Source organism: Parendozoicomonas sp. Alg238-R29 (assembly GCF_947331445.1).
Classification (GTDB): Bacteria; Pseudomonadota; Gammaproteobacteria; order Pseudomonadales; family Endozoicomonadaceae; genus Sansalvadorimonas.
The window spans coordinates 15,724-36,059 of the sequence record NZ_CAMZOG010000048.1; the positions used below are offsets into that span (position 1 = coordinate 15,724).

General features: G+C 48.5%; 19 protein-coding genes. 7 read left to right on the top strand and 12 right to left on the bottom strand.

Annotated elements, in window-relative coordinates; genetic code table 11:
- Positions 1-13: 13 nt before the first annotated feature.
- The 11 genes from QMA35_RS12895 to QMA35_RS12945 all read right to left on the bottom strand — a co-directional run bounded on the left by QMA35_RS12895 (position 14) and on the right by QMA35_RS12945 (position 11,101).
- A complete protein-coding gene (locus QMA35_RS12895; protein ID WP_281647562.1) occupies positions 14-310 on the bottom strand; it encodes a co-chaperone GroES in 297 nt (98 codons plus the stop codon).
- 247 nt (positions 311-557) lie between these two features.
- On the bottom strand, positions 558-1,031 hold the full coding sequence (locus QMA35_RS12900) for an FxsA family protein (RefSeq protein WP_281647563.1): 474 nt from the start codon (positions 1,029-1,031) through the stop codon (positions 558-560).
- Positions 1,032-1,155: 124 nt separating this feature from the next.
- Positions 1,156-1,290 carry a hypothetical protein gene (locus QMA35_RS12905; RefSeq protein ID WP_281647564.1) on the bottom strand — a complete coding sequence of 45 codons (135 nt, stop codon included), beginning with the start codon at positions 1,288-1,290 and terminating at the stop codon, positions 1,156-1,158.
- Positions 1,291-1,366: 76 nt separating this feature from the next.
- Positions 1,367-2,074, bottom strand: coding sequence for a DUF2470 domain-containing protein (locus tag QMA35_RS12910; RefSeq protein WP_281647565.1), 708 nt, complete (start codon positions 2,072-2,074; stop codon positions 1,367-1,369).
- A 386-nt stretch (positions 2,075-2,460) separates the two neighbouring features.
- Positions 2,461-3,678 carry a type II secretion system F family protein gene (locus QMA35_RS12915; protein WP_281647566.1) on the bottom strand — a complete coding sequence of 406 codons (1,218 nt, stop codon included), beginning with the start codon at positions 3,676-3,678 and terminating at the stop codon, positions 2,461-2,463.
- 107 nt (positions 3,679-3,785) lie between these two features.
- Positions 3,786-4,592 (bottom strand): symmetrical bis(5'-nucleosyl)-tetraphosphatase, encoded by an 807-nt coding sequence (locus QMA35_RS12920; protein WP_281647567.1) that lies wholly within the window; start codon positions 4,590-4,592, stop codon positions 3,786-3,788.
- Positions 4,593-4,609: 17 nt separating this feature from the next.
- On the bottom strand, positions 4,610-4,987 hold the full coding sequence (apaG, locus tag QMA35_RS12925; RefSeq protein ID WP_281647568.1) for a Co2+/Mg2+ efflux protein ApaG: 378 nt from the start codon (positions 4,985-4,987) through the stop codon (positions 4,610-4,612).
- A gap of 20 nt (positions 4,988-5,007) precedes the next feature.
- The gene (gene rsmA / locus QMA35_RS12930; RefSeq protein ID WP_281647569.1) at positions 5,008-5,826 is read right to left on the bottom strand and encodes a 16S rRNA (adenine(1518)-N(6)/adenine(1519)-N(6))-dimethyltransferase RsmA; all 819 of its coding nucleotides are present in this window, start codon (positions 5,824-5,826) and stop codon (positions 5,008-5,010) included.
- A gap of 29 nt (positions 5,827-5,855) precedes the next feature.
- Positions 5,856-6,848, bottom strand: coding sequence for a 4-hydroxythreonine-4-phosphate dehydrogenase PdxA (pdxA, locus tag QMA35_RS12935; protein WP_281647570.1), 993 nt, complete (start codon positions 6,846-6,848; stop codon positions 5,856-5,858).
- A 13-nt stretch (positions 6,849-6,861) separates the two neighbouring features.
- On the bottom strand, positions 6,862-8,166 hold the full coding sequence (locus QMA35_RS12940; protein WP_281647571.1) for a peptidylprolyl isomerase: 1,305 nt from the start codon (positions 8,164-8,166) through the stop codon (positions 6,862-6,864).
- Positions 8,167-8,179: 13 nt separating this feature from the next.
- Entirely contained in the window at positions 8,180-11,101 is a 2,922-nt protein-coding gene (locus tag QMA35_RS12945) for an LPS-assembly protein LptD (RefSeq protein ID WP_281647572.1), read from the bottom strand.
- Positions 11,102-11,478: 377 nt separating this feature from the next.
- Here QMA35_RS12945 and QMA35_RS12950 point away from each other — a divergent pair, with 377 nt between their 5' ends.
- The 4 genes from QMA35_RS12950 to QMA35_RS12965 all read left to right on the top strand — a co-directional run bounded on the left by QMA35_RS12950 (position 11,479) and on the right by QMA35_RS12965 (position 15,676).
- On the top strand, positions 11,479-12,561 hold the full coding sequence (locus tag QMA35_RS12950; RefSeq protein ID WP_281647573.1) for a phosphotransferase: 1,083 nt from the start codon (positions 11,479-11,481) through the stop codon (positions 12,559-12,561).
- Positions 12,562-12,587: 26 nt separating this feature from the next.
- Entirely contained in the window at positions 12,588-13,301 is a 714-nt protein-coding gene (gene murU, locus QMA35_RS12955) for an N-acetylmuramate alpha-1-phosphate uridylyltransferase MurU (RefSeq protein WP_348650944.1), read from the top strand.
- A gap of 8 nt (positions 13,302-13,309) precedes the next feature.
- Positions 13,310-14,122, top strand: a complete 813-nt coding sequence (gene djlA, locus QMA35_RS12960) for a co-chaperone DjlA (RefSeq protein ID WP_281647574.1) — start codon at positions 13,310-13,312, stop codon at positions 14,120-14,122.
- Between the two features lie 165 nt (positions 14,123-14,287).
- On the top strand, positions 14,288-15,676 hold the full coding sequence (locus tag QMA35_RS12965; protein ID WP_281647575.1) for a class I adenylate-forming enzyme family protein: 1,389 nt from the start codon (positions 14,288-14,290) through the stop codon (positions 15,674-15,676).
- Between the two features lie 41 nt (positions 15,677-15,717).
- On the opposite strand, the gene QMA35_RS12970 is transcribed toward QMA35_RS12965, so the two are convergent.
- Positions 15,718-16,251 carry an arylesterase gene (locus QMA35_RS12970; RefSeq protein WP_281647576.1) on the bottom strand — a complete coding sequence of 178 codons (534 nt, stop codon included), beginning with the start codon at positions 16,249-16,251 and terminating at the stop codon, positions 15,718-15,720.
- A gap of 118 nt (positions 16,252-16,369) precedes the next feature.
- On the opposite strand from QMA35_RS12970, the gene QMA35_RS12975 reads away from it, so the two are divergent.
- The 3 genes from QMA35_RS12975 to QMA35_RS12985 all read left to right on the top strand — a co-directional run bounded on the left by QMA35_RS12975 (position 16,370) and on the right by QMA35_RS12985 (position 20,306).
- Positions 16,370-17,092, top strand: a complete 723-nt coding sequence (locus QMA35_RS12975; RefSeq protein ID WP_281647577.1) for an ABC transporter ATP-binding protein — start codon at positions 16,370-16,372, stop codon at positions 17,090-17,092.
- Positions 17,089-19,614, top strand: a complete 2,526-nt coding sequence (locus tag QMA35_RS12980; protein WP_281647578.1) for an FtsX-like permease family protein — start codon at positions 17,089-17,091, stop codon at positions 19,612-19,614. Before QMA35_RS12975 ends, QMA35_RS12980 begins: the two co-directional genes overlap by 4 nt.
- Before the next feature lie 155 nt (positions 19,615-19,769).
- Complete coding sequence (locus QMA35_RS12985; protein WP_281647579.1) at positions 19,770-20,306, top strand: AraC family ligand binding domain-containing protein; 537 nt, start codon at positions 19,770-19,772, stop codon at positions 20,304-20,306.
- The last annotated feature ends 30 nt before the right edge of the window (positions 20,307-20,336 follow it).

Consider the following 20,336-nt stretch of genomic DNA (forward strand, 5'->3'; position numbering starts at 1 on the left):
TATTCGTTAAGGGTTATTCGCCTTCAACAATGGCCAGAATGTCAGACTCAGACATCAACACGTGCTCAACACCATCAATTTTGATGGTGTTGGAGTCGCTGTGGTAACCGCCGAATACGACCTTGTCACCTACCTTTACAACCATTTCAACCACATTGCCGTTGTTGTCGATGCGGCCAGCACCAGCAGCAACAACTTCACCACGGTTGGTTTTTTCAGCCTTGCCAGGCAGAACGATACCGCCGGAAGAAGTCGTTTCACTTTCAAAGCGGCGCACCAGCACCTGATCACGCAAAGGACGGAGCTTCATTGATAATCTCTCCAGCTGTTTTTTTGAAAACGCTAATTTCCCGGTTGAAACCGGTTATTCCCAGTAGTACCCAGCACCCGGAAAAACCGAGTCACTGATAAAAGTTTTTGGCCGCTGCATTCAGCCCTAAGGACTGTTACAGAAGTTTTCTTGTGCGAAAATTCATGCAAAAGAACACGGCCGCTCGACATGAGTGGGGGCTGGTATTTCGCATTTCAACCCCCGAAATTCAAATTAGCCGAAAAAATCATTCTTCTCTTCGAAATTCCCCGTCAATAGCATCATCCGAAGAGGGTTGAGCAAACGGTTGCCGGAAATCATTGCCACGAAATTGTCCACCCATGCCGACGCCACCAGAAGTGTACACCTGAAAACGGGAGCTGCTAGTCATTCGTCGAATCAGCTTTCTGCGTATAGGAGGGATCAGGCCACACAGCGCAACAGTGTCGCTGATAAAGCCCGGAGCCAGCAGCAAGGCACCGCAGAAAGCGATAACCAGACCTTCCATCATTTCCATTGCAGGAACTTCGCCAGAAGACATTTTCTGCTGGGCTCGCATTAGAGTACTGAAGCCTTCCTGGCGCAACAGGAACAAGCCAGCGGATGCCGTGAAGAAGATCAGGGCTATAGTAGGCAGCACACCGATCAGGCCACCTACTTTTATAAGAATCATCAGCTCTGTAATCGGGAACAGAACCAGAAGAAAGAAACCAAGGCGCACTTTATTTCTCCGTGAGAGACAACGCTCTACATTAGTTACTGGGAGTTATATGGCGCTGGAACTTCTGTTTTCAAGGAGTGGATGCAGAAAAGTGATATTCGATACATTCCTGTAGGCTGAAACATTATCGCTTTAACCTGCCGGTAAAGTCACGAACATGGGCATGATGAGTTACGTCTGTTGAAGCTTGCATCAGGTTATCCATCATAGGATTCGTAATATCAAGAATGTCCTGTTCTGATAAATCCCTGAAGTTCATACACGGCCACCAGCTGTTTCGCTCTAAACAAGCCGATTAAAAAGCCGGCTTACGATAACCCAGTAACAGAATTAACTCAGGCAGCTTTTGCCATTGCTATCAGAAACTGACGAATATCTCCGGCGCTTTCCGCCTTCTGCTCGAAAGGAATACGCACCAGACGTTTTTCAATACGAATCATAAATCCGTAAGGATCAACCCCAGCCATCTCTGGTGTCGCGCTTTCTGGTAAAGCCACACTAGCCTGATGGCAGTATTTTTGAATAGCATCACTGTGGTCTTCATTCATATGAGTGATTACGCCCTCTTCCACATTACCGGCAAAAGGATTGGCTTCTGCAATCAAATCATTTTCCAGCCAGTGAATATCACCAAAACCACCAATATAACGATTTCTTACCGGGACGATGCGATAGAAGCTGAAATCGTGTGTTTTGTGATAACCGCGGGATTCAGGGAAAAAGCTGTAATAACGGTTAATTGAGGCCTCATTAGTTATCTGCTCAGCGTCGCCTACCCAAGTCAGGCGGGCACCGGTTTGCACATCATCCATGCCTGACTGGGCAATTGTCAGAGATACCTTGGTGTTCCTGGCAATATTGCGGGTATGTTGCGCCAGTGTACTGATCAGGATAACGGGGTAACCATCCGCATCCAAACAGTAAGGTACAACAGAACCAAAAGGGTAGCCTTCAAGCACACGAGACTGGGTAGATAGAACACCACTGTATTCTGTTCTTAAAAACTCTCGTGCGTGCTGGGCTGAAATTTTTTTATCACTCATAGGTCTTGTCTTATAAATTTTGCTGAATAGTAATGCCATTTTTAGCAGGCTTTATTTTCCGCAAATGATAATAATTCTCAACCATGCGTCCATTGCTTCTGCTCTTCACTTAATCGGGCGTCGTATAAATACATGTACATCCCAGCGACTCCTATAACTAAAGCAATAATGGCAAACCCCTGCTCGATAATCTTATAACTGGCCAACACACCAATCAGTACATAACTCACAGTACATAACTCAGACTCTGGGAAATACTGGAAAACAACTTTAAACCACCCTCTACCTGACCACGCCCACTGTGTCAGGATAGTTGTAGATAAAGTTGATCTGAAAGCTACGTTTGCAGTTTCTACTAGTAGCACGGGGCTTTTACATTTCTTGACTTATACAACAGAGCCCAACTGGAAGATTGGCAGGTACATGGCAATAATCAAACCACCAACCAATGTGCCCAAGACTACCATGATAATCGGTTCCATCAGACTGGTTAATCCGTCTACCATGTTGTCAACTTCATCTTCGTAATAACCGGCTACTTTATCTAGCATTTCATCAAGAGCACCGGATTCTTCACCAATCCCTACCATCTGCACAGCAAGGGCTGGGAATACATTGGTATTACGCATTGAGAACTGGAGTTGCTGGCCGGTTGATATATCTTCCTTAATGCGCACCGTAGCTTCACGGTAAAGTACATTGCCGGCAGCACCGGCTACAGAATCTAGAGCTTCTACAAGGGGGACACCGGCTGCAAAAGTTGTTGAGAGTGTACGTGCAAAACGTGCGATAGATGATTTATCAACAATTGGTCCGATAACCGGGAGCTTGAGAATAAATAAGTCCATTTTGTTACGAGCAGACTCTGAGCTGGCCAGTACTTTCTTCATTGCAAAGATAAAAGCAACAAGCGCCAGGATCACTATATACCACCATTCCTGCATAACTTCTGAGATATTAATAACCATCTGGGTAAACGCAGGGAGTTCAGCGCCAAACCCGGCAAACACTTCCTCAAACTGGGGGACAACTTTAACAAGAAGAATACCTGTTACGATGAAAGCGACTGCAACAACGGCAATAGGGTAATTCATCGCTTTTTTGATTTTCGACTTCAGGGCTTCAGTTTTTTCTTTATATGTTGCAATTCTGTCAAGCAGGGATTCCAAGGCTCCGGACTGTTCACCAGCATTAACAAGGTTGCAATAAAGGTCATCGAAATATACAGGGTGTTTTCTCAACGAGTCTGCCAGGTTCGTTCCCCCTGCAACATCGTTTTTAATTTGATTAACGAGGTCTTTCATTGCAGGCTTTTCGCTACCTTCGGCGGTAATCTCAAATGCCTGAAGCATGGGAACACCGGCTTTAGTCATAGTAGCCAATTGGCGTGTGAACAGGGCAATATCGAGGGGCTTGATCTTTTTGCCCTTGCCACCGATGGATACGCTTTTCTTGCGGACTTTAGTGGGGTTGACACCCTGCTTCCGCAATTCTGCTTTTGCCAGAGCCAGGGTCTTGCTGGATATTTCTCCTTTGGTGGGGCGGCCGTTTTTATCTTTGCCTTCCCAAGCAAAAACTGAAGATTTATTGTTCTTATCTGCCATCTGAAAAACGGTCCTTAAATTTTCCGACCCGGGCCTGACCATAACTAGTCTTATGGCTCTTTGCCAGTGTTAAACCGGGAGGTATTTTCCTGAAATACTACTGGTAATTACCTGTCAGCGTCCACTGAAAACCTGACCCGGTCTTTGATGCGCATCACAGTCAGACTGCCTCCCCATACGCAACCGGTATCAAGGGCTTCATAGCCATCTTCGAAAACACGTCCTTCCAGTGCGGCCCAGTGTCCAAATATTACTGTAGTCTTTTTTGAGTGCTTGTGATCATGAAGAAACCATGGAGCAAATCCTGGCGGTGGAAGATCTCCCTTCTGGATGAGTTCCAACTCGGCTCTTGCATTGCAAAAACGCATACGGGTGAAGTAATTAGCGATTACACGCAGGCGATCTGTCCCTTCAAGGCCTTTTGACCAGATGTTAGGTTCATTGCCATACATATGATGGAAGAACTCATCACTGTTCGAGCCCCGGATAGCCTCTTCGAGCTCGGCCGCTCTTTTTAATGCTTTTTTCTCACTCCAGATTGGAGGAATGCCAGCATGCACCATCAGGCAGGATTTTTTCTCGCTGTAATGCACTACGGGGCGGTGTTTCACCCAATGAATTAGTTCGTCTCTATCTGGTGCGTCAAGAACGTCCTGAATGGTATCGCTGCGTTTGGGCGTGCGGGCACCGGCAGCAATGGCCAGTAGATGCAGGTCATGGTTTCCCAGAACGGCTATGCACTGTTTGCCCAGACTTTTCAGGTAGCGGAGAGTGGCAAGATTTTCTGGGCCTCTGTTCACCATGTCACCGGCAACCCAGAGTTTGTCTTTGCTCTCATCAAAATCAACAGTGTCGAGAGCTCTGCGCAGAACGCTATAGCACCCCTGTATATCGCCAACGGCGTATGTAGTCATGAAATTATAAATCGAAACTAGTTGACTGAGCCGGGCACCTGTAGACTGAACAGAGGAATTCTTGCGTCAAAGAACTCTCCAGTGTCGTCCAGCATCTGGTAGGAACCATGCATACAGCCAACGGGTGTAGAAAGAATACAGCCACTGCTGTAAGAGTAGCTGTCACCGGGCAGAATGTGAGGTTGCTGCCCGATAACGCCATCGCCCTGAACTTCCTGCTGGTGTTTATCACCGTCGATGATAAACCAGTGTCGTGTCAGTAGCTTTGCTCCTTGGTCGCCCTTGTTGGAAACCGTTATATGGTAGGCAAAGGCATACTGTTTTTTTGCAGGGGAGGAGCGTTCAGGAAGGAACTCTGTTTCGACATGTACGTCGATAAGGCGATGGTTTTCCAATATTTGTCCCTGAAAATCTGTTATAGCTGTTTATCTGCCAAATAATCCGCAATTTTTACAAAGGACTCAAGCGCTATTCGTTCTGGACGCAGGCCGGGGTCAATACCCAGTTCACTCAGCTCATCACCGGTGATCAAGCCTTTCAGACCATTGCGGACTGTTTTTCTACGCATGGCAAAAGCTGATTTCACCACCCTGTCGAGCAGGCGAATGTCTTTGCAGGGGTGTGGCAACTCTTTGTAAGGAGTCAAGCGCACAATAGCGGAGTCGACCTTCGGCGGAGGGTTGAAAGCACCGGGGCCAACATGGAAAACATAATCCACCTTGCAGTGGTACTGAACCATGACACTGAGACGGCCATAGTTGTTTTCGCCTGCGCCTGCAGCCATGCGATCTACTACTTCTTTCTGCAGCATAAAGTGCATGTCCTGCACGATATTGGCAAAAGAAACCAGGTGGAAAATAAGCGGGGTAGAGATGTTGTAAGGCAGGTTGCCAACAATACGCAATTGTTCATCACTTTGCTGCAGGCTGGCAAAGTCGAAATTCAGGGCATCGGCTTCGTGGATAGTGAAGTTATCATTCAGCCCGAACTGGAGTTTCAGGAAGGGAATCAGATCCCGATCCAGTTCCACAACATCCATTTTTTTTGCTGTGGCCTGAAGTTGGTTTGTCAGTGCTCCCTGACCCGGACCAATTTCAATCATATGGTCGTCAGCTCTTGGGCCGATAGCGCGAATGATGCGATTAATCACACCCGGATCATGGAGAAAGTTTTGACCAAAGCGCTTGCGGGCTTTGTGGGGAATAGCCTGGGTGTTGATAGTCGTTGTACTCATGAAATAGCGGTTTTTGATAATGATCCGTGCTACTGAGCGCGGATCATATCAAGGGCATAGACAATGGCAGTGTTCAGGCTGCCAGCATGGGCAAGGCCTGTACCAGCAAGATCGAGGGCTGTGCCATGGTCCACTGATGTGCGGATTATAGGCAAACCGAGCGTGATATTCACGGCTTCGCCAAAACCTTTGAATTTCAGCACCGGTAATCCCTGGTCGTGGTACATGGCCAGAACCGCATCGGCATTTTCAAGTTTTCCTGGGTTAAAGATGGTATCTGCCGGGAGGGGGCCAGAGAGATTCATACCTTTGGTGCGCAGGCGATTCAATGCTGGTTCAATAATCTCAATCTCTTCCCGGCCAAGGTGACCATCTTCTCCTGCGTGAGGGTTCAGGCCGCAGACAAGAATATGAGGGTTATTTATGCCGAATTTGTTTATCAGATCGTTGTGAAGAATTGTGGTGATCTCTTCCAGCAGTTCAGCAGTAATCGCTTCAGGAATTTTTGCCAGTGGCAGGTGTGTGGTTACTAATGCAACCCGTAAACCCTCGGTAGCCAGCATCATCACAACTCTTGGGGTTTCCGTTTGCTCAGCCAGCAATTCAGTGTGCCCTGAGAAAGGAATGCCTGATTCGTTAATAATGCCCTTGTGAACCGGGGCGGTCACCATTGCGTCAAACTGACCATTCTGGCAACCATTAACTGCTATTGTCAGCATATTCAGCACATAGGCTGCATTGCGTGCATCCAGCTGCCCGGCAACAACTTTTTCCCGAAGAGTACTGGGAAGAACCAGAAGTTCATTGGGACGGCTGGGAGTGGGAGGCTTACCTGGTGAAAACTGTTTGATGGTGACATCAAGGTTAAGCTGGTTAGCCCGGTCTTGCAGAAGATCTGGATCGGCTATCACCACAATCTCTGCCTCATGGCTGTGAACAGCCTGCATCAGGCAGAGGTCGGGGCCGATACCGGCTGGCTCGCCAGAGGTGATGGCGAGCCGGGGAATCCGGTTTGATTGCATGGAGAGTAAAAACCTAGAGTTTAATTTCTACGTAAGCCTGATCCCGCAGTTCGCGCAGCCATACCTGCAGTTCCTCCTGGAACTTGCGCTGGCCAAGAACTTCACGAATCTGGGCCGTGCGCACCTGGTCGCTGATATCTTCGTTACGCTTGTCCTGAACTTCCAGAATGTGCCAGCCGAACCGGCTCTTGAATGGAGTGGTGGCAACATTGGCAGGCGCAGTACGCATCTGTTCCCGGAAGGCTGGTACCATATCATCAGGATTTGCCCACCCTAAGTCACCACCATTCAGAGCAGAACCTGTGTCATCTGAATAGGCTTTGGCCAGCTCGGAAAAGTCGGCACCGCTTTCAATACGGCTGTACAGGTTGCGAGCCAGTTCCTGGGCTTCCAGATCACTGCGAACTTCGTTGGGCTTGATCAGAATATGGCGAGCTTTCACTTGCTCTTGCAGCATCTGCTCGTTACCACGACTGTCGCTCAGTTTGATAATGTGGAAACCACTAGGGCTGCGAATAGGGCGAGATACTTGGCCTTTCTTCAGGCCAACAGCGACTTCGGCAAACAGGGTTGGGAGTTGATCTGCTTTTCTCCAGCCGATATCGCCACCCTCCAGTGCGTTCTGGCCCTGGGATTGGGATACTGCTGTTTGAGCGAAGTCTGCCCCTTTGTTCAGTTGTTCGTAGATTCCCTCAGCTTTTTTGCTGGCGGCGGCAATCTGGTTAGGGGTTGCCCCCTCAGGAAGGGATACAAGGATGTGGCCTAGACGATACTCAATAGCCAGTTGTTGGCGGCCTTCCTCAGACTTGCGGAAGTTTTCCACCTCCCGGTCAGTCACCTGAACCCGTTCCATAACCCGGCGCTGACGAACACGGTTAATCAGCATTTCCCGGCGAATCTGCTCACGAGCTTCGGTATAAGACAAACCATCCTGTGCCAGAGCGTCCCGGAACTGCTCCAAGGTCATGCCATTACGGCCAGCAATATTGCGAATGGCATCGTTCAGAGAGTTATCATCAATGCGGGCGCCGGCACGATCGGCAATTTGCAGTTGCAGATTTTCAATGATCAGGCGTTCCAGAACCTGCTGTTTTAGCACATGTTCGGGAGGCAGAGCCGTGCTGCGATCCTGAATCTGCCTGCGAACTGTCTTCAGTCGGCTGTCCAGCTCACTTTCCATAATGACATCGTTATCGACAATCGCGACAACCCTGTCCAGAGGAACAACCTTAGCCACTGCTACGGGAGCAACAGCGGACACTCCTGCGACTGCCAGAGTGGCAGTCAGCAGGACATTTCGAATGCTTTTCATTGTCATAGCGTAAGCTTAATCAGTCCTTGCGGCTGCTGTAACCGCTGATTTCGTTCAGGAAGACTCCGACCTTGCTGCTGGTGATATTGCCCAGACCTTTGAGGACAAACTCAAAGAAAATACCTTTGTCTTCGTCGGCAACATCAATATCGTCGTCCGGATCAATCCAGTTCCGATACATTACCCGCATCATATAACAGCAGGATTCACGTTCAAAACCAAACGATTGCTCCATCTTACGACTGTTGGTTATGTCGTAGGTGTAGCGGCCTAAAACACTCCACTGAGGGGACAGCGGCCATACAGCACTGAAATCAACTTCTTCCAGATTACCGTTTACATACTTGCCAGTGTTATTGCCCCTGTTGGGGCCGTCACTGTATTTCTCTGCACGGTCGACTTGATCGCGGTAACGATAACGGGCGTTAAACACGCTGCCAGCTTTGGGTAGATATTGCATCCCCAGAGCGTATTCTTGGTTATAACCGCCATTGGTGTTGTACATCCAGTCCTGAGTCAGGCGTAGATCCCGGCGAATATTCCAAACCAGCTGAGTGGCAATCGGCGATGTAGAGGCCTTGTTGGCCTCGAGGATGCGTCGTTTATCTTCGCTCAGGTTGGTGTCTTCGTTGTCGTCTGGATTCAAAGTTGGATCGATCAGAACTTCACGATCTTTGAAATAGAAAACCTGACCTATGCCAAAGCGAAATCTTTCGTATCCATTTTCTTCGAGAAATCTGCTGGTGATTCCTAAAGACAGCTGATTCGTATCTCCAATACGGTCATAACCGGAGAATCGATCATCACGCCATAAACTGCTGTAGGTGAACGAAGATTCACTGGAATCGAAATCCGGGTTTAACTCTTGGCCACTTTTATAGGGGGTATATATATATTTTGCACGAGGTTCTAGTGTTTGGGTGAACTTCATGCCTCCCAGTGTCGTTGGGCGATCGAAGAATAAACCACTGTCTAAATAGTATGTTGGCGCGGTGGTGTCGGGTCTGTCCTCACTTACTGGGTCGAGTCGATCCAGTCGGTAATTAACAGAGCGGAGCTTCACCCCAGGCTCTACAAATGCATAGCTATTACTGAAACGATATTTGGCGCTAGTTTCTGCGTACAGTCGCTGCCCTACGGCATTGTTGATGCCAGAGCCTTCACCAAATACACCCTCGTACACATCGTTCTCAGGATCAACAAGAACCTGGCGCTTATAATCCCAGTCCTTATCACGCTGGAAGTCAGCATAGTCCAGGACATAACCAACACCAAAACCACTCTGGAGGTTTACGTTGCCAGCTAGATTGAAGTCGATATCCTTGTTGTAGGGGTCGTCTTCATCCTGATCCATATTTTCCAGATGCTGGGTGCCGAGAGTCATTGCCCACTGATGGCTGCTTAAACCGCCACCCTGATAAGTGGTGTATAGCTCTTTATGCAGTGGGTTCCGGGAATCAATATTCAGATCAGTACCGAAGTCATCAAAATACTCACGGTCACTGGCATCGGTGTAGTTAGCCCTGTAACTCCAGTTGCTGGTCAGATTCTGTTCGTGCCGCAGGTTTACCATCCAACGGTTTTCGTCGTAGTTCAGATTTTCTTCTTTGACTTTATCTGGCGTGCTGTAGGCACCACCCAGCTCACCTTTAGCTGACTTGGTCAGATAACGGAACTCTGATTCGATCAGGGCACCACGGTTGGTCATGATGCGTGGAGTAAAGGTCGCATCCATATTGGGTGCAATGTTCCAGTAGATAGCTTGGGTATAGTCAAACCCGTTGCCATCTTCTGAGGAATCAAAAGCAATGGTTGGATACAGTAGACCGGACTTACGTCGATCATCCAGTGGGAAAGTAATCCATGGGGTATAGAATACTGGAACGTCCCAAAGCTCGACCGTGGCATTGGTGGCCGTACCAAAACCACTGTTGGGGTTCAGTTCAACTTCGTTACCGTTTAACTGCCAAGTACAGTTGCCGGGTTTACAGGTGGTGTAAGTGGCTTTATCCATATCAATAATGCCACTTTCCCGGCGAACAATTTTATCCGCTTCACCCCGGCTGCCTTCAGCATGGAACACATACTGGGCATTGGTGATTTCTGCCCGACCGCTATCCATATTGACATCGGCACGGTCGCCCAGCATCAGCATGTTTGGTTCACGGATCACCACGTTGCCAATAAAGTCGGCTTCGCTGGTGCTGCGATTCATATTGGCTACGTCACTTTCAATCTGGCGATAGCCTTGGCGAACAACAACATTACCGGTCAGCGTACCCTGGCCGGTTTCCAGGTAGGTGGATTCATCCGCTTCCGCAATAATTGGAGCATCTGAAGGGTCACCAACGTAATCAATACCTGGGCGATAAGGTTCTACATAACCACCTTCACAGACTTTGGCGCTGCGCTGGGATTGTCTGAACAGTGGCAGCTGATCCAGTTGGGTCCAATCAAGAGTCCCGTAAGCCTTGAATACAGTTTGGGATTTCTCTTGTCCCGCAGAGGTTGCCGCTACAGGAAGAACAGACACAGCCGCACCTTCAGGAGCCGTTTGGGCAGTTACAGCTTTTGCGCTGTTTGCCTGGGTTGTAACCCCCTGAACGACTACGGGAATAGCTGGTGCGGTTTTTAGCGCTGGAGCAACTGGTGCCCTTTTCGCGAAAGGTATTGGCCCAGTATCTCTGGGGGCTATGTTACATTGCCAGCCATCTCCTGTGACATTCTGCTGACATAGCCACTGGGTATCTTCTGTCAGTTCTGCACTGGCAGCTGGAAGTACCGGAATACCGGCAAGCAAACCCGTGGTGACAACCAGAGGGAGTTTGTTTCTCAAGATGAAGATGTTCTTTGCCATCGGTTTGAATCCGGCCTTCCCGTCGGCTTCTGTTGGTGACTCCATCATCTCTGGCGAGATTCCCCTTTTACGTATAAACGCCAAGGGTACTCCTGATCTCGTGCCATTCAATGTCAGGCTCAATGCCTGAGTATGAGTCGGGATCCGTAAAAAAAAGGAGCATAATACTGTAATATGCAGGTTCATCACAGAGCTTGACTGATAAAGCTTTAGCAAACGTTGTAATATTTAGAGAAGTGCCAGGGTGCGTTCACAATTGAATATGCGACTCAGTGGCTCTGAATACCATCAGGCGTTAGGCAGGCTTGCAAGAATCGTAGTCACTCTACATTGAGCAAGCCTGACGCCACGAATGCCGGGTACAATAATTCATTGTGAACACACCCTGGGTACTCTACGAGTTGTCGCGGTGGTATAAGCTAGCTCATTTCTTGGAAAAGTTGGAAGGAAAGCATCAGTCCATGGAACTGAAATCCTCAAAGCAGGCATCGGAGTGTGCCGACTCCCGGTATTCCGAGCTTGATAACTGGTGCAGTGAACGTTTATCAGCAGAGTTGGGACGTCACAAGCAAAGTGGGCTGAAAACCGTCTCGGGGGATGCCAGTTTTCGCCGGTATTTTCGCGCTCATACAGCTAGTGAAACCAGTTTCATTGCTGTAGATGCTCCACCAGAACATGAAGACTGCGTGCCATTTATTTCTATTGCCAAAAGCTGGCGCGAGCAGGGTATTCGCACACCAGCCATCCATTCTGTGGATGTTGGTCGTGGTTATATGCTGCTGGAGGATTTTGGCGACAAACTCTTTTATTCCAGCCTTGAAGAATATCTGGTTGAAAAGCGCAGCGTAGAACGACTTTATGTGTCCGCTATGGAGGCATTGTTGGCGTTGCAGAAAACTGTGGTACCTGACGATTATCCTTTACCCCTGTATGACGAGCAGCGGTTGCGCAATGAGATGCAGTTATTCCCAGAGTGGTTTTTAAAGCAATTGCTGAAAGTTGAGATTTCAGAAGATGAGGCCACTCTTCTGAGCAGTCTGTTTACTCAAATCACTCACTCGGCACTGGAACAACCGTTGGTTCCCGTGCACAGAGATTACCACTCCCGCAATATAATGATGCTTCCTGATGGTTTAGGGCTGATTGATTTTCAGGATGCTGTGTTGGGCCCTGTCACTTACGACCCGGTTTCCCTGTTAAGGGACTGTTATATCGATTGGCCACAGTCTCAGGTTTATCAATGGCTGGATCGTTTTGCTGAACGTTCGCCGTACCTTGAGAATGTTGATAACGAACAATTGCATCAGTGGTTTGATTGGATGGGTGCGCAGCGGCATATCAAAGTGCTGGGGATTTTTGTGAGACTGTGGCTGCGTGATGGTAAAAATGGTTACCTGAAAGATCTTCCACGGGTGTACGCCTATTTTCGCTGGGTATGTGAACGCTATTCCGAGTTTGCTGAAACGTCCCTCTGGCTAAAAGAAGACATCGAACCGAGGCTGCAAAAGCAAAGCTGGTGGCAGGATTACAAGCTGAAGAACTGATGAAGGATTCAACCAGGAACTTCCCCATGGATGTAGCCATGATTCTGGCGGCAGGAAAAGGCACCAGGATGCGGCCTTTAACTCTGCATACTCCCAAGCCGCTTTTACCCGCTGCCGGTAAGTCCTTGATTGAATGGCATATAGAAAAGCTGGCGGCGGCTGGTTTTAAAACTGTTGTGATCAATCATTCCTGGCTGGGAGAGCAGCTAGAAGAAGCTATTGGCAATGGTGAGCGTTGGGGTATAAGAATTCTCTGGTCGCCAGAAGACGAGTTGCTGGAAACCGGTGGCGGTATTCACAAAGCATTGCCCCTTCTTGGTAAAAAACCTTTTTTGCTGGTGAATGGTGATGTTTTTACAGATATTAATTTCAACCGTCTGAGATTACCGGATAATAGTCTGGCGCATTTGGTGCTTGTGTCTAATCCTGACCATAATCCCGGCGGAGATTTTACTCTGGTCGATGGTGTGGTTAGTGAGCATGGTGAGAACAAAGGAACCTTTGCTGGTGTCAGTGTTCTTGCTCCGGAATTATTTGATAATTGTCAGCCGGGTGTGTTTCCTTTGACTCCGTTGTTGAAGGAAAAAATGGCTGAAAACCAAGTGACTGGTGAGTTGTACTCAGGTTATTGGCTTGATGTGGGAACTCCCGAGCGTTTACAGACTCTGGAAAAGGATCTTGCTGCAGGTTCTGTCTATTGCAAAACAAGTGGTGATGTAACGGGCAGCTCTGAGAGATAAATATTTATATGTGGTTCAGAACAGTTTTATTTGGCCTTTTGGGTATGATGTTTGGTGGCCCGTTCGGCGCGATTATGGGGGCCTTGCTGGGTGCATGGCTGGATAACCAAAACCAGCGTCCGCGCATGGTTTATGGTCGTCAACGCCAGAGCGAAACCCAGACAGCATTCTTTGAAGCAACTTTCCTGGTAATGGGAAAACTGGCCAAGGCAGACGGTCGGGTAAAAGAAGAAGAAATTCAGCTTGCTACAGCATTAATGAATGAGATGCGCCTCAGTCCTGAGCAGCGTCAGCAGGCTATTCATCTGTTTAATCAGGGAAAAAACGGTGCGCCTGTTGATGCAGTATTAACTCGCTTTCGGCAGACGGCTGGCGGCAGCCTGATACAAATGTTTTTGGAGATCCAGCTTCAGGCTGCGTTTGCTGATGGTGATATCAGTCAGGCTGAAATGGCGATTCTTCATGATGCTTGCCAACTTCTGGGCGTTAATAAGCTTGCCTTTGACTTGTTGTGTCAGCGCTTTCAGGCCCAGCGGGCGTTTTACTCTCATCATGCAGGCCATGGTGGCCATCAGGGAAACTGGCAATCTGCACCTCGTAAAGATGAGCTGAAAGAAGCTTATGCGACTCTGGGCGTTAACAGCGGTGCCAGTGATCGTGATGTAAAACGTGCCTGGCGGAAGCTTATGAGTGAACATCATCCAGACAAATTGGTTTCGAAGGGGTTGCCAGAAGAAATGATGGAAGTGGCGAAACGTAAGACTCAGGAAATACAGGCCGCATACGACTTGATTCAGCAGCACCGCAAGCAATCTTCATAATACCCCATAAAAAATATTAGTTGTTTATGTAGGGGTAATAGAGGCTGTGTGCATATCAGTCCTGCAATCTGGCCGATAATAACGGTTGATGTTAATCCCACGACTAGCTAGTCTGGGTGCGTTTTGTACGTACATAATAATCAGCCTCAATAAAGCGTCCAGACCATGCAGACCAGCAGCAGAGAATCCATTGAATTTTATGTTCGCCGTGGATTCTGGGGAGAAGAGTCTCTCGAAAGCCTGTTCAGACGAACAGTCGCCATTCACCCTGGGCGTCTTGCTCTTGTTGATCCACCTGACCGTGAAGCCTTTACTGATCTTCCTCCCCGACAGTTAACTTACAGTGATCTTTTCTCTGCGGTGCGAGATGTCAGTGCGCGATTGCTGGCTGCCGGTTTACGTAAAGATCAGGTGGTTGTTACCCAGCTTCCTAACACGGTCGAAACAGTTGTTCTTTATTTGGCTGTAGCTCGTATCGGAGCTTTGTTGTGCCCAATGTCTGTTGATCAAAGCACAGCGAGCTTGGCAGAGGCGTCTTTGCAGCTTGAACCGGTTATGTATGTGGGTTGTCACTATCGTCACCGGAACTTATTAAAGCAGGCGCGCACATGGTTGCCTGAGTCCTGCCAGTTTGCCAGTTTCTCTCCTTCGGGGGGCGATGTTCTGAACCTTTCGCTGGATCATCCTGCTACCGAGGATGAAATCAGGCATCTTGGGCAGATAATGGATACTGTCCCAGTGTCGCCCAATGAAGTCTTTACCCTGACTTGGAAGCGCCATACAGATAAGCACCCTGCAATCCCCAGAACTCATAACCAATGGTTTGCATTGGCTTCTTTTGTTTATGAGGGAGCAGGGCTACGCAATGGTGATTCGTTGTTGTGTTCTTTCTCGTTGGCAGAAGTGTCAGGGATAGGGGCGTTTCTCTATAACTGGCTGATGGCAGGCGCGCGGATGGTGCTGAATCAAACAGGTGAACCTGAGGTCATCAAATCCCAATTGGCAAAAAATCGTGTGACTTGTGCAGGTATACCACCTGAGCAACTGATATCGGTTTTGGAGCTGGTGGAAGGCATGCAGGAACCTTGCTCTCTACGCACGGTTATTTCCGGGTTTTCCCCCATGGATGCGGACGTTGCCCAAAAAATTGCAGGCACTGGAAAGGTGACGGTTTTGAACTGTTACAGTACGAGTGAAGGAGCCAGCTTGCTGGCGACTCCAGCAGATCGTTGTGAACAATGGGAGGAGCACCTGTTTCCCCGGTTTGATGAGCAGATTGATGGCTGGAGCAGTCGCATGTCTCGCATGGTGCGTACCAGGTTGTTTGCGCCTGGGGCTGAGGAGGAAATCACCGAACCTGGAAAACCAGGAGAACTGTTTGTAAAAGGACCATCATTGTTTGACCGCTATTACCCCTGTGAGCCAGAGGGAGAGTATGAAGAGCCGAATTATAAAGATGGCTTCCAGAGAACCGGGGACCTGTTTGTGATTGATGAACAGAATCCACGTTTTTATCGGTTTGTTGGGCGAGTCGAAGAGCAGATGGATTCTTGATAGGCAAAGGGAGTGAGAGTCACTCCCTTTTTATTGTTTGCTTACTTTAAGTGGGGCTCAATAGTCGGCCATACATTTTTAAAGAGTATTGGCTGAGCTTCTGCTGTTGGGTGAATACCATCCGGTTGATTTAACTGTTCCTGCCCGGCAATTCCATCAAGAAAAAATGGTACTAGAGTGACGTCAAACTCACTGCTTAAATCTTTATAGATAGTGTTAAAGCGTTTGGTATATGCGGGCCCATAATTGGGGGGCATTTGCATTTCAAAGAGCAGAGTGGGTGTTTTGCTGTCGGCCAGTAGCTGCAGCATGGCGGAAAAGTTCTTTTGAATAGATTTCAGGGGCGTGCCGCGCAAACCATCGTTTGCTCCCAGTTCCAGCAGCACTAAATCTGGTGAGTGCTTTTCCAGTTCTGCTGGTAAACGGCTTAAACCGCCAGATGTTGTTTCTCCGCTTATGCTGACATTGACTACCTGCCAGTTGGGGTGGGTTTTCTGAAGCTGGTTTTCCAGAAGGGCAACCCAGCCTTTATCCAGATCAATACCGTAAGCTGCGCTCAGACTGTCGCCAAACATTAATACAATTTTTTTCGTGCGCTGGGGGTCGGCTTCAGGTTGAATGTTAGAACCAAGAGCGCTTGGTACCCTGAGTAGGAGTACCGTGAACAGCAACAGAATGATAAAACGGTAATTTATGGCCCACCCTTTAGAAGCTAGCACTCATACGTCTCCCGACAATCAACAACAAACCGCCGTTGCGGTATCCGATCTCATCAAAACAGTTGTTGCCCGTAATGGTGAGCTGACTATCTTGTCTGGCCTGAATCTTCAGATCAAGTCTGGTGAGTCTGCGGCGATTGTTGGGGCTTCTGGTTCCGGTAAATCAACTTTGCTGGGCATTCTTGCCGGCCTGGATCAGCCCAGCGCTGGTTCGGTAGTTCTTGCTGATACCCGTATTGATCATCTTGATGAAGATAGTAGAGCTCGAGTGCGGGGTGAGCATGTTGGCTTTGTTTTCCAATCGTTCCAGCTTCTTCCGAATTTAACCGCTCTTGAGAATGTCATGCTGCCTTTGGAGCTTGTTGGTAGAAAAGATGCGTTTAAGCGTGCAGATGATCTGTTGAAACGCGTTGGGCTGGACCAGAGAACAGATCATTACCCACGACAGTTGTCGGGCGGTGAGCAGCAGCGAGTGGCTATTGCCAGAGCTTTTGCAGGCGAACCGGATATTTTGTTTGCTGATGAGCCTACCGGTAATCTTGATGAGAAAACCGGCGAAAAGATTATTGATCTGCTGTTTCAGGTCAACCGGGAAAACGGAACAACACTGGTACTGGTGACTCACGATTTAAGTCTGGCAAGCCGTTGTGACCGTGTTCTGCATCTCCATGGTGGTGTTTTGAAGGAGGCAGAATGAGCAGGGTTGCTTCTATCAAAGCGTCTTCTTTCAAAGACAACACAGCCCTTTCCTGGCGTTTTATGATCAGGGACTGGCGAGCCGGTGAACTCTGGCTGCTGGTGCTTTCCCTGATTATGGCTGTGTCTGTCAGTACAGCTATATCGTTATTTAGCGACAGGTTGCAGTTGGCCCTTGGGCATCAGGTAGCTGAAGTCTTAGGAGCGGATATGGTCATTCGCAGCCCCCGACCTTTGCAGGACACTATATCTGCCGGCGCAAAAGAACAGGGACTTGAGCTTTCAACGGTACTGGAATTTCCATCGGTTGTTCTGGCTGGTGATGAGATGCAACTTGTTTCCGCCAAGGCTGTAGAAAATAACTATCCCTTGCGTGGGTATATGCGTGGGGCGCCGCAACCTTTTGCTGAAGATGAACCTCTTGAATATACACCAGCACCGGGTGAAGCGTGGCTGGAACCCCGCCTGTTTCCATTATTGGATGTGAAGATTGGAGATGTTGTCACTCTTGGGGAAACCGAGTTGCGGGTGACTCGTGCGATCACTCTTGAAACCGATCGAGGTGGTGATTTTTACAGCCTTTCTCCCCGGCTAATGTTCAATATGCAGGATCTGGAAGCAACTGGTGTTATCCAGCCGGGAAGCCGTGTGAATTGGAAAACACTGCTGGCGGGTAATGCAAGACAGTTACAGGGCTTCCAGAACTGGACAAGTGGAAAACTGGATGCCAGTGAAAAGTTGGTGATGGCCGATGATAGTCGCCGAGATTTGCGCAATTCTGTTGTACGGTTGAAACAGTTTCTGGGGCTGGCCAGTATGGCAGCTATCTTGCTGGCGGGTATAGCAGTTGCTATGGCTAGTCGGCGTTTTGCAGAAAGACGTTTTGATAACACGGCTATCATGCGCTGCTTTGGTGGCAGTCGCCGTCAGGTTTTAAATCTGTTGGTGGGTGAGCTGGTACTTGTGGCTTTTCTTGTGGCCATTCCCGGGGTGGCGCTTGGGTGGTTGCTGCAGGCCGGAATTGTGAGCCTCTTGAAAGGTATTTTGCCGGCCTGGTTGCCGCAACCTGGTTTGACTCCGTTACTAGTTGGTGGTGCTACAGGTATTATTACTCTGTTGGGTTTTGGTCTTGCACCACTGCTACGTTTACAGAATGTTTCTCCTCTGCGGGTTTTACGGCGCGAGTTAGCACCTGCTCCTGCTTCTTCCTGGCTTGTTTATGCATTGTCCCTTTCAGCAATGATTCTATTGCTTTGGTATCACACAGGACAATTGATGATGACTGCGGGGCTAGTGATGACCGGCGCAGTCATTCTGGTATCAATTTCCCTGGGTGTTCAATTGCTATTGCTGCTTGTGGATAAAAGAACATCGGGTAAACCAATGCCCCTTTACTGGCGGCTTGGTGTAAAGCGAATGGTTCAACAGAGGGGGCACTCATCCGCACAATTACTGGCTTTTTCTCTGACCTTTATGGCGATGGCTATTGTGCTGGTGTTAAGAACCGATCTTCTTGACCGCTGGCAGAAGGATCTTCCGGAAGATACCCCCAACTACTTTGCACTGAATATTCAACCGGAAGATGTGGATAATTATGAGCTGTTTCTGGAAAACAGCGATATTGATACCAGTGGGCTATATCCCATAGTGCGCGGTCGACTGGTTCAGATTAATGGTGTTGATGTGCGACAGGCTGTGTCTAAAGAGCAGCGCGGGCACAATTCTCTGAATCGTGAACTCAACATGACCTGGTCACCGGAACTGCCAGAGTCAAATACTTTGCTGGAAGGTGAATGGTGGCAGCCGGGCAGCGCCGATGGTTTGTCTGTTGAAGAAGAAATTGCCGAACACCTTGGCATTGATATAGGTGACCAGCTGACATTTATGGTGTCCGGAAGAAAGGTTACTGAAACAGTCACCAGTATTCGTAAAGTGCAGTGGGAATCTTTTCAGCCAAACTTTTATATGATTTTCCCGAAGGAGGCTCTTAAGGATCTTCCGGCATCCTGGTTAAACAGTTTTTATTTGGAAAGTGAAGATAGAGTTCAGTTAAATCAGCTGATTACACATTTTCCAACATTGACTCTTCTGGACTTGGATTCTGTTATCGGACAGGTACGCAATATGCTTGAGCAGTCTATTGTGGCGGTTGAAGCCATGTTGGCAGCTTTGCTGTTGGCGGGTTTGTTAGTGATGGCATCGGTTATTGAATCCAGTATCGACCATCGTTTGCAAGAAGGTGCCTTGATTCGCTCTCTAGGCGGCAGTCGTCGTCAGCTTGTATTTATGCAGGCTGGTGAGTTTATTATTCTTGGCGCTGTATCTGGGTTGGTTGCTGCTGCTGGAACGGAGCTGTGCAGCTACTGGCTGAATACTCAGGTTTTCGAGTTGAGCTGGGAGCCTGTGTGGTGGCTGTGGGGCGCTTTACCTCTGCTTGGAGCTGTGGTGATAGGCTTTTCCGGTTGGCTGGGTGTTCAACGTGTTGTACGACAATCGCCTTCAAATATTTTGAAGGGGTTGTGAGTAAAGTTGACCCTGATCAAAAAATAAGCACACAAAATAAGACCTGATGTGTTCAGGGGTAGAGTAGTTATCCACAGGTATTCCAGTGACTTGATCAGGATATCTGTGGACAACAGCGTTAACGGGAAAGTTAATGTCTGTAAGGGGTAAGGTTTATGTGGAAAAACGTCTCTAGGGAGAAGGCATGTATTATTCGTGCCGATGATCTCGGTGGAATCGATCTGCTAAAAGCCAGCTATCGCACTCAGACATTTTCCCGACACGTTCATGAAGGTTATTGCATCGGCGTTATAGCCGCTGGTGCTCAGCAGTTTTATCGTACCGGAAGTCATCATGTTGCACCCGTTGGCAGTATTATTCTGGTGAACGCAGATGAAGTTCATACCGGGCATGCTGCCAGTGAAGGTGGCTGGTCTTACCGGGCGATTTATCCCCATGTTGATATTTTTGAAGGAGGAAATGAGAGTGCTTTGAAGGCTCCCTGGTTTCGTGAAGCGGTTGTTCATGATCCAGATATGACAAGTAAACTTTCTCATTTATTCGACACCGTTGAGCACTCTGATAACAGGCTGGAAAGAGAAACAATTTGGCTTGAAACGATGTGTCAGCTGACTCGTCGATACAGTTGCAGTCGTTCTCACTCGCTGCTAGACATTGACTGTCCGGCTCTGTTCACAATAAATGTGGGTTGAGCCAATGGGATGCTTCCTGATCTAACAAAC

Excerpts from the sequence above, each read along its gene's own strand:
- QMA35_RS12910 (WP_281647565.1), bottom strand. The coding sequence starts at position 2,074 with ATGAGTGATAAAAAAATTTCAGCCCAGCACGCACGAGAGTTTTTAAGA.
- QMA35_RS12950 (WP_281647573.1), top strand. The coding sequence starts at position 11,479 with ATGGAACTGAAATCCTCAAAGCAGGCATCGGAGTGTGCCGACTCCCGG.
- QMA35_RS12920 (WP_281647567.1), bottom strand. The coding sequence starts at position 4,592 with ATGACTACATACGCCGTTGGCGATATACAGGGGTGCTATAGCGTTCTG.
- QMA35_RS12970 (WP_281647576.1), bottom strand. The coding sequence starts at position 16,251 with ATGTTTGGCGACAGTCTGAGCGCAGCTTACGGTATTGATCTGGATAAA.
- QMA35_RS12940 (WP_281647571.1), bottom strand. The coding sequence starts at position 8,166 with ATGACAATGAAAAGCATTCGAAATGTCCTGCTGACTGCCACTCTGGCA.
- rsmA (WP_281647569.1), bottom strand. The coding sequence starts at position 5,826 with ATGAGTACAACGACTATCAACACCCAGGCTATTCCCCACAAAGCCCGC.
- QMA35_RS12895 (WP_281647562.1), bottom strand. The coding sequence starts at position 310 with ATGAAGCTCCGTCCTTTGCGTGATCAGGTGCTGGTGCGCCGCTTTGAA.
- djlA (WP_281647574.1), top strand. The coding sequence starts at position 13,310 with ATGTGGTTCAGAACAGTTTTATTTGGCCTTTTGGGTATGATGTTTGGT.
- QMA35_RS12965 (WP_281647575.1), top strand. The coding sequence starts at position 14,288 with ATGCAGACCAGCAGCAGAGAATCCATTGAATTTTATGTTCGCCGTGGA.
- QMA35_RS12985 (WP_281647579.1), top strand. The coding sequence starts at position 19,770 with ATGTGGAAAAACGTCTCTAGGGAGAAGGCATGTATTATTCGTGCCGAT.
- QMA35_RS12980 (WP_281647578.1), top strand. The coding sequence starts at position 17,089 with ATGAGCAGGGTTGCTTCTATCAAAGCGTCTTCTTTCAAAGACAACACA.
- QMA35_RS12975 (WP_281647577.1), top strand. The coding sequence starts at position 16,370 with ATGGCCCACCCTTTAGAAGCTAGCACTCATACGTCTCCCGACAATCAA.
- QMA35_RS12915 (WP_281647566.1), bottom strand. The coding sequence starts at position 3,678 with ATGGCAGATAAGAACAATAAATCTTCAGTTTTTGCTTGGGAAGGCAAA.
- pdxA (WP_281647570.1), bottom strand. The coding sequence starts at position 6,848 with ATGCAATCAAACCGGATTCCCCGGCTCGCCATCACCTCTGGCGAGCCA.
- QMA35_RS12905 (WP_281647564.1), bottom strand. The coding sequence starts at position 1,290 with ATGAACTTCAGGGATTTATCAGAACAGGACATTCTTGATATTACGAAT.
- murU (WP_348650944.1), top strand. The coding sequence starts at position 12,588 with ATGGATGTAGCCATGATTCTGGCGGCAGGAAAAGGCACCAGGATGCGG.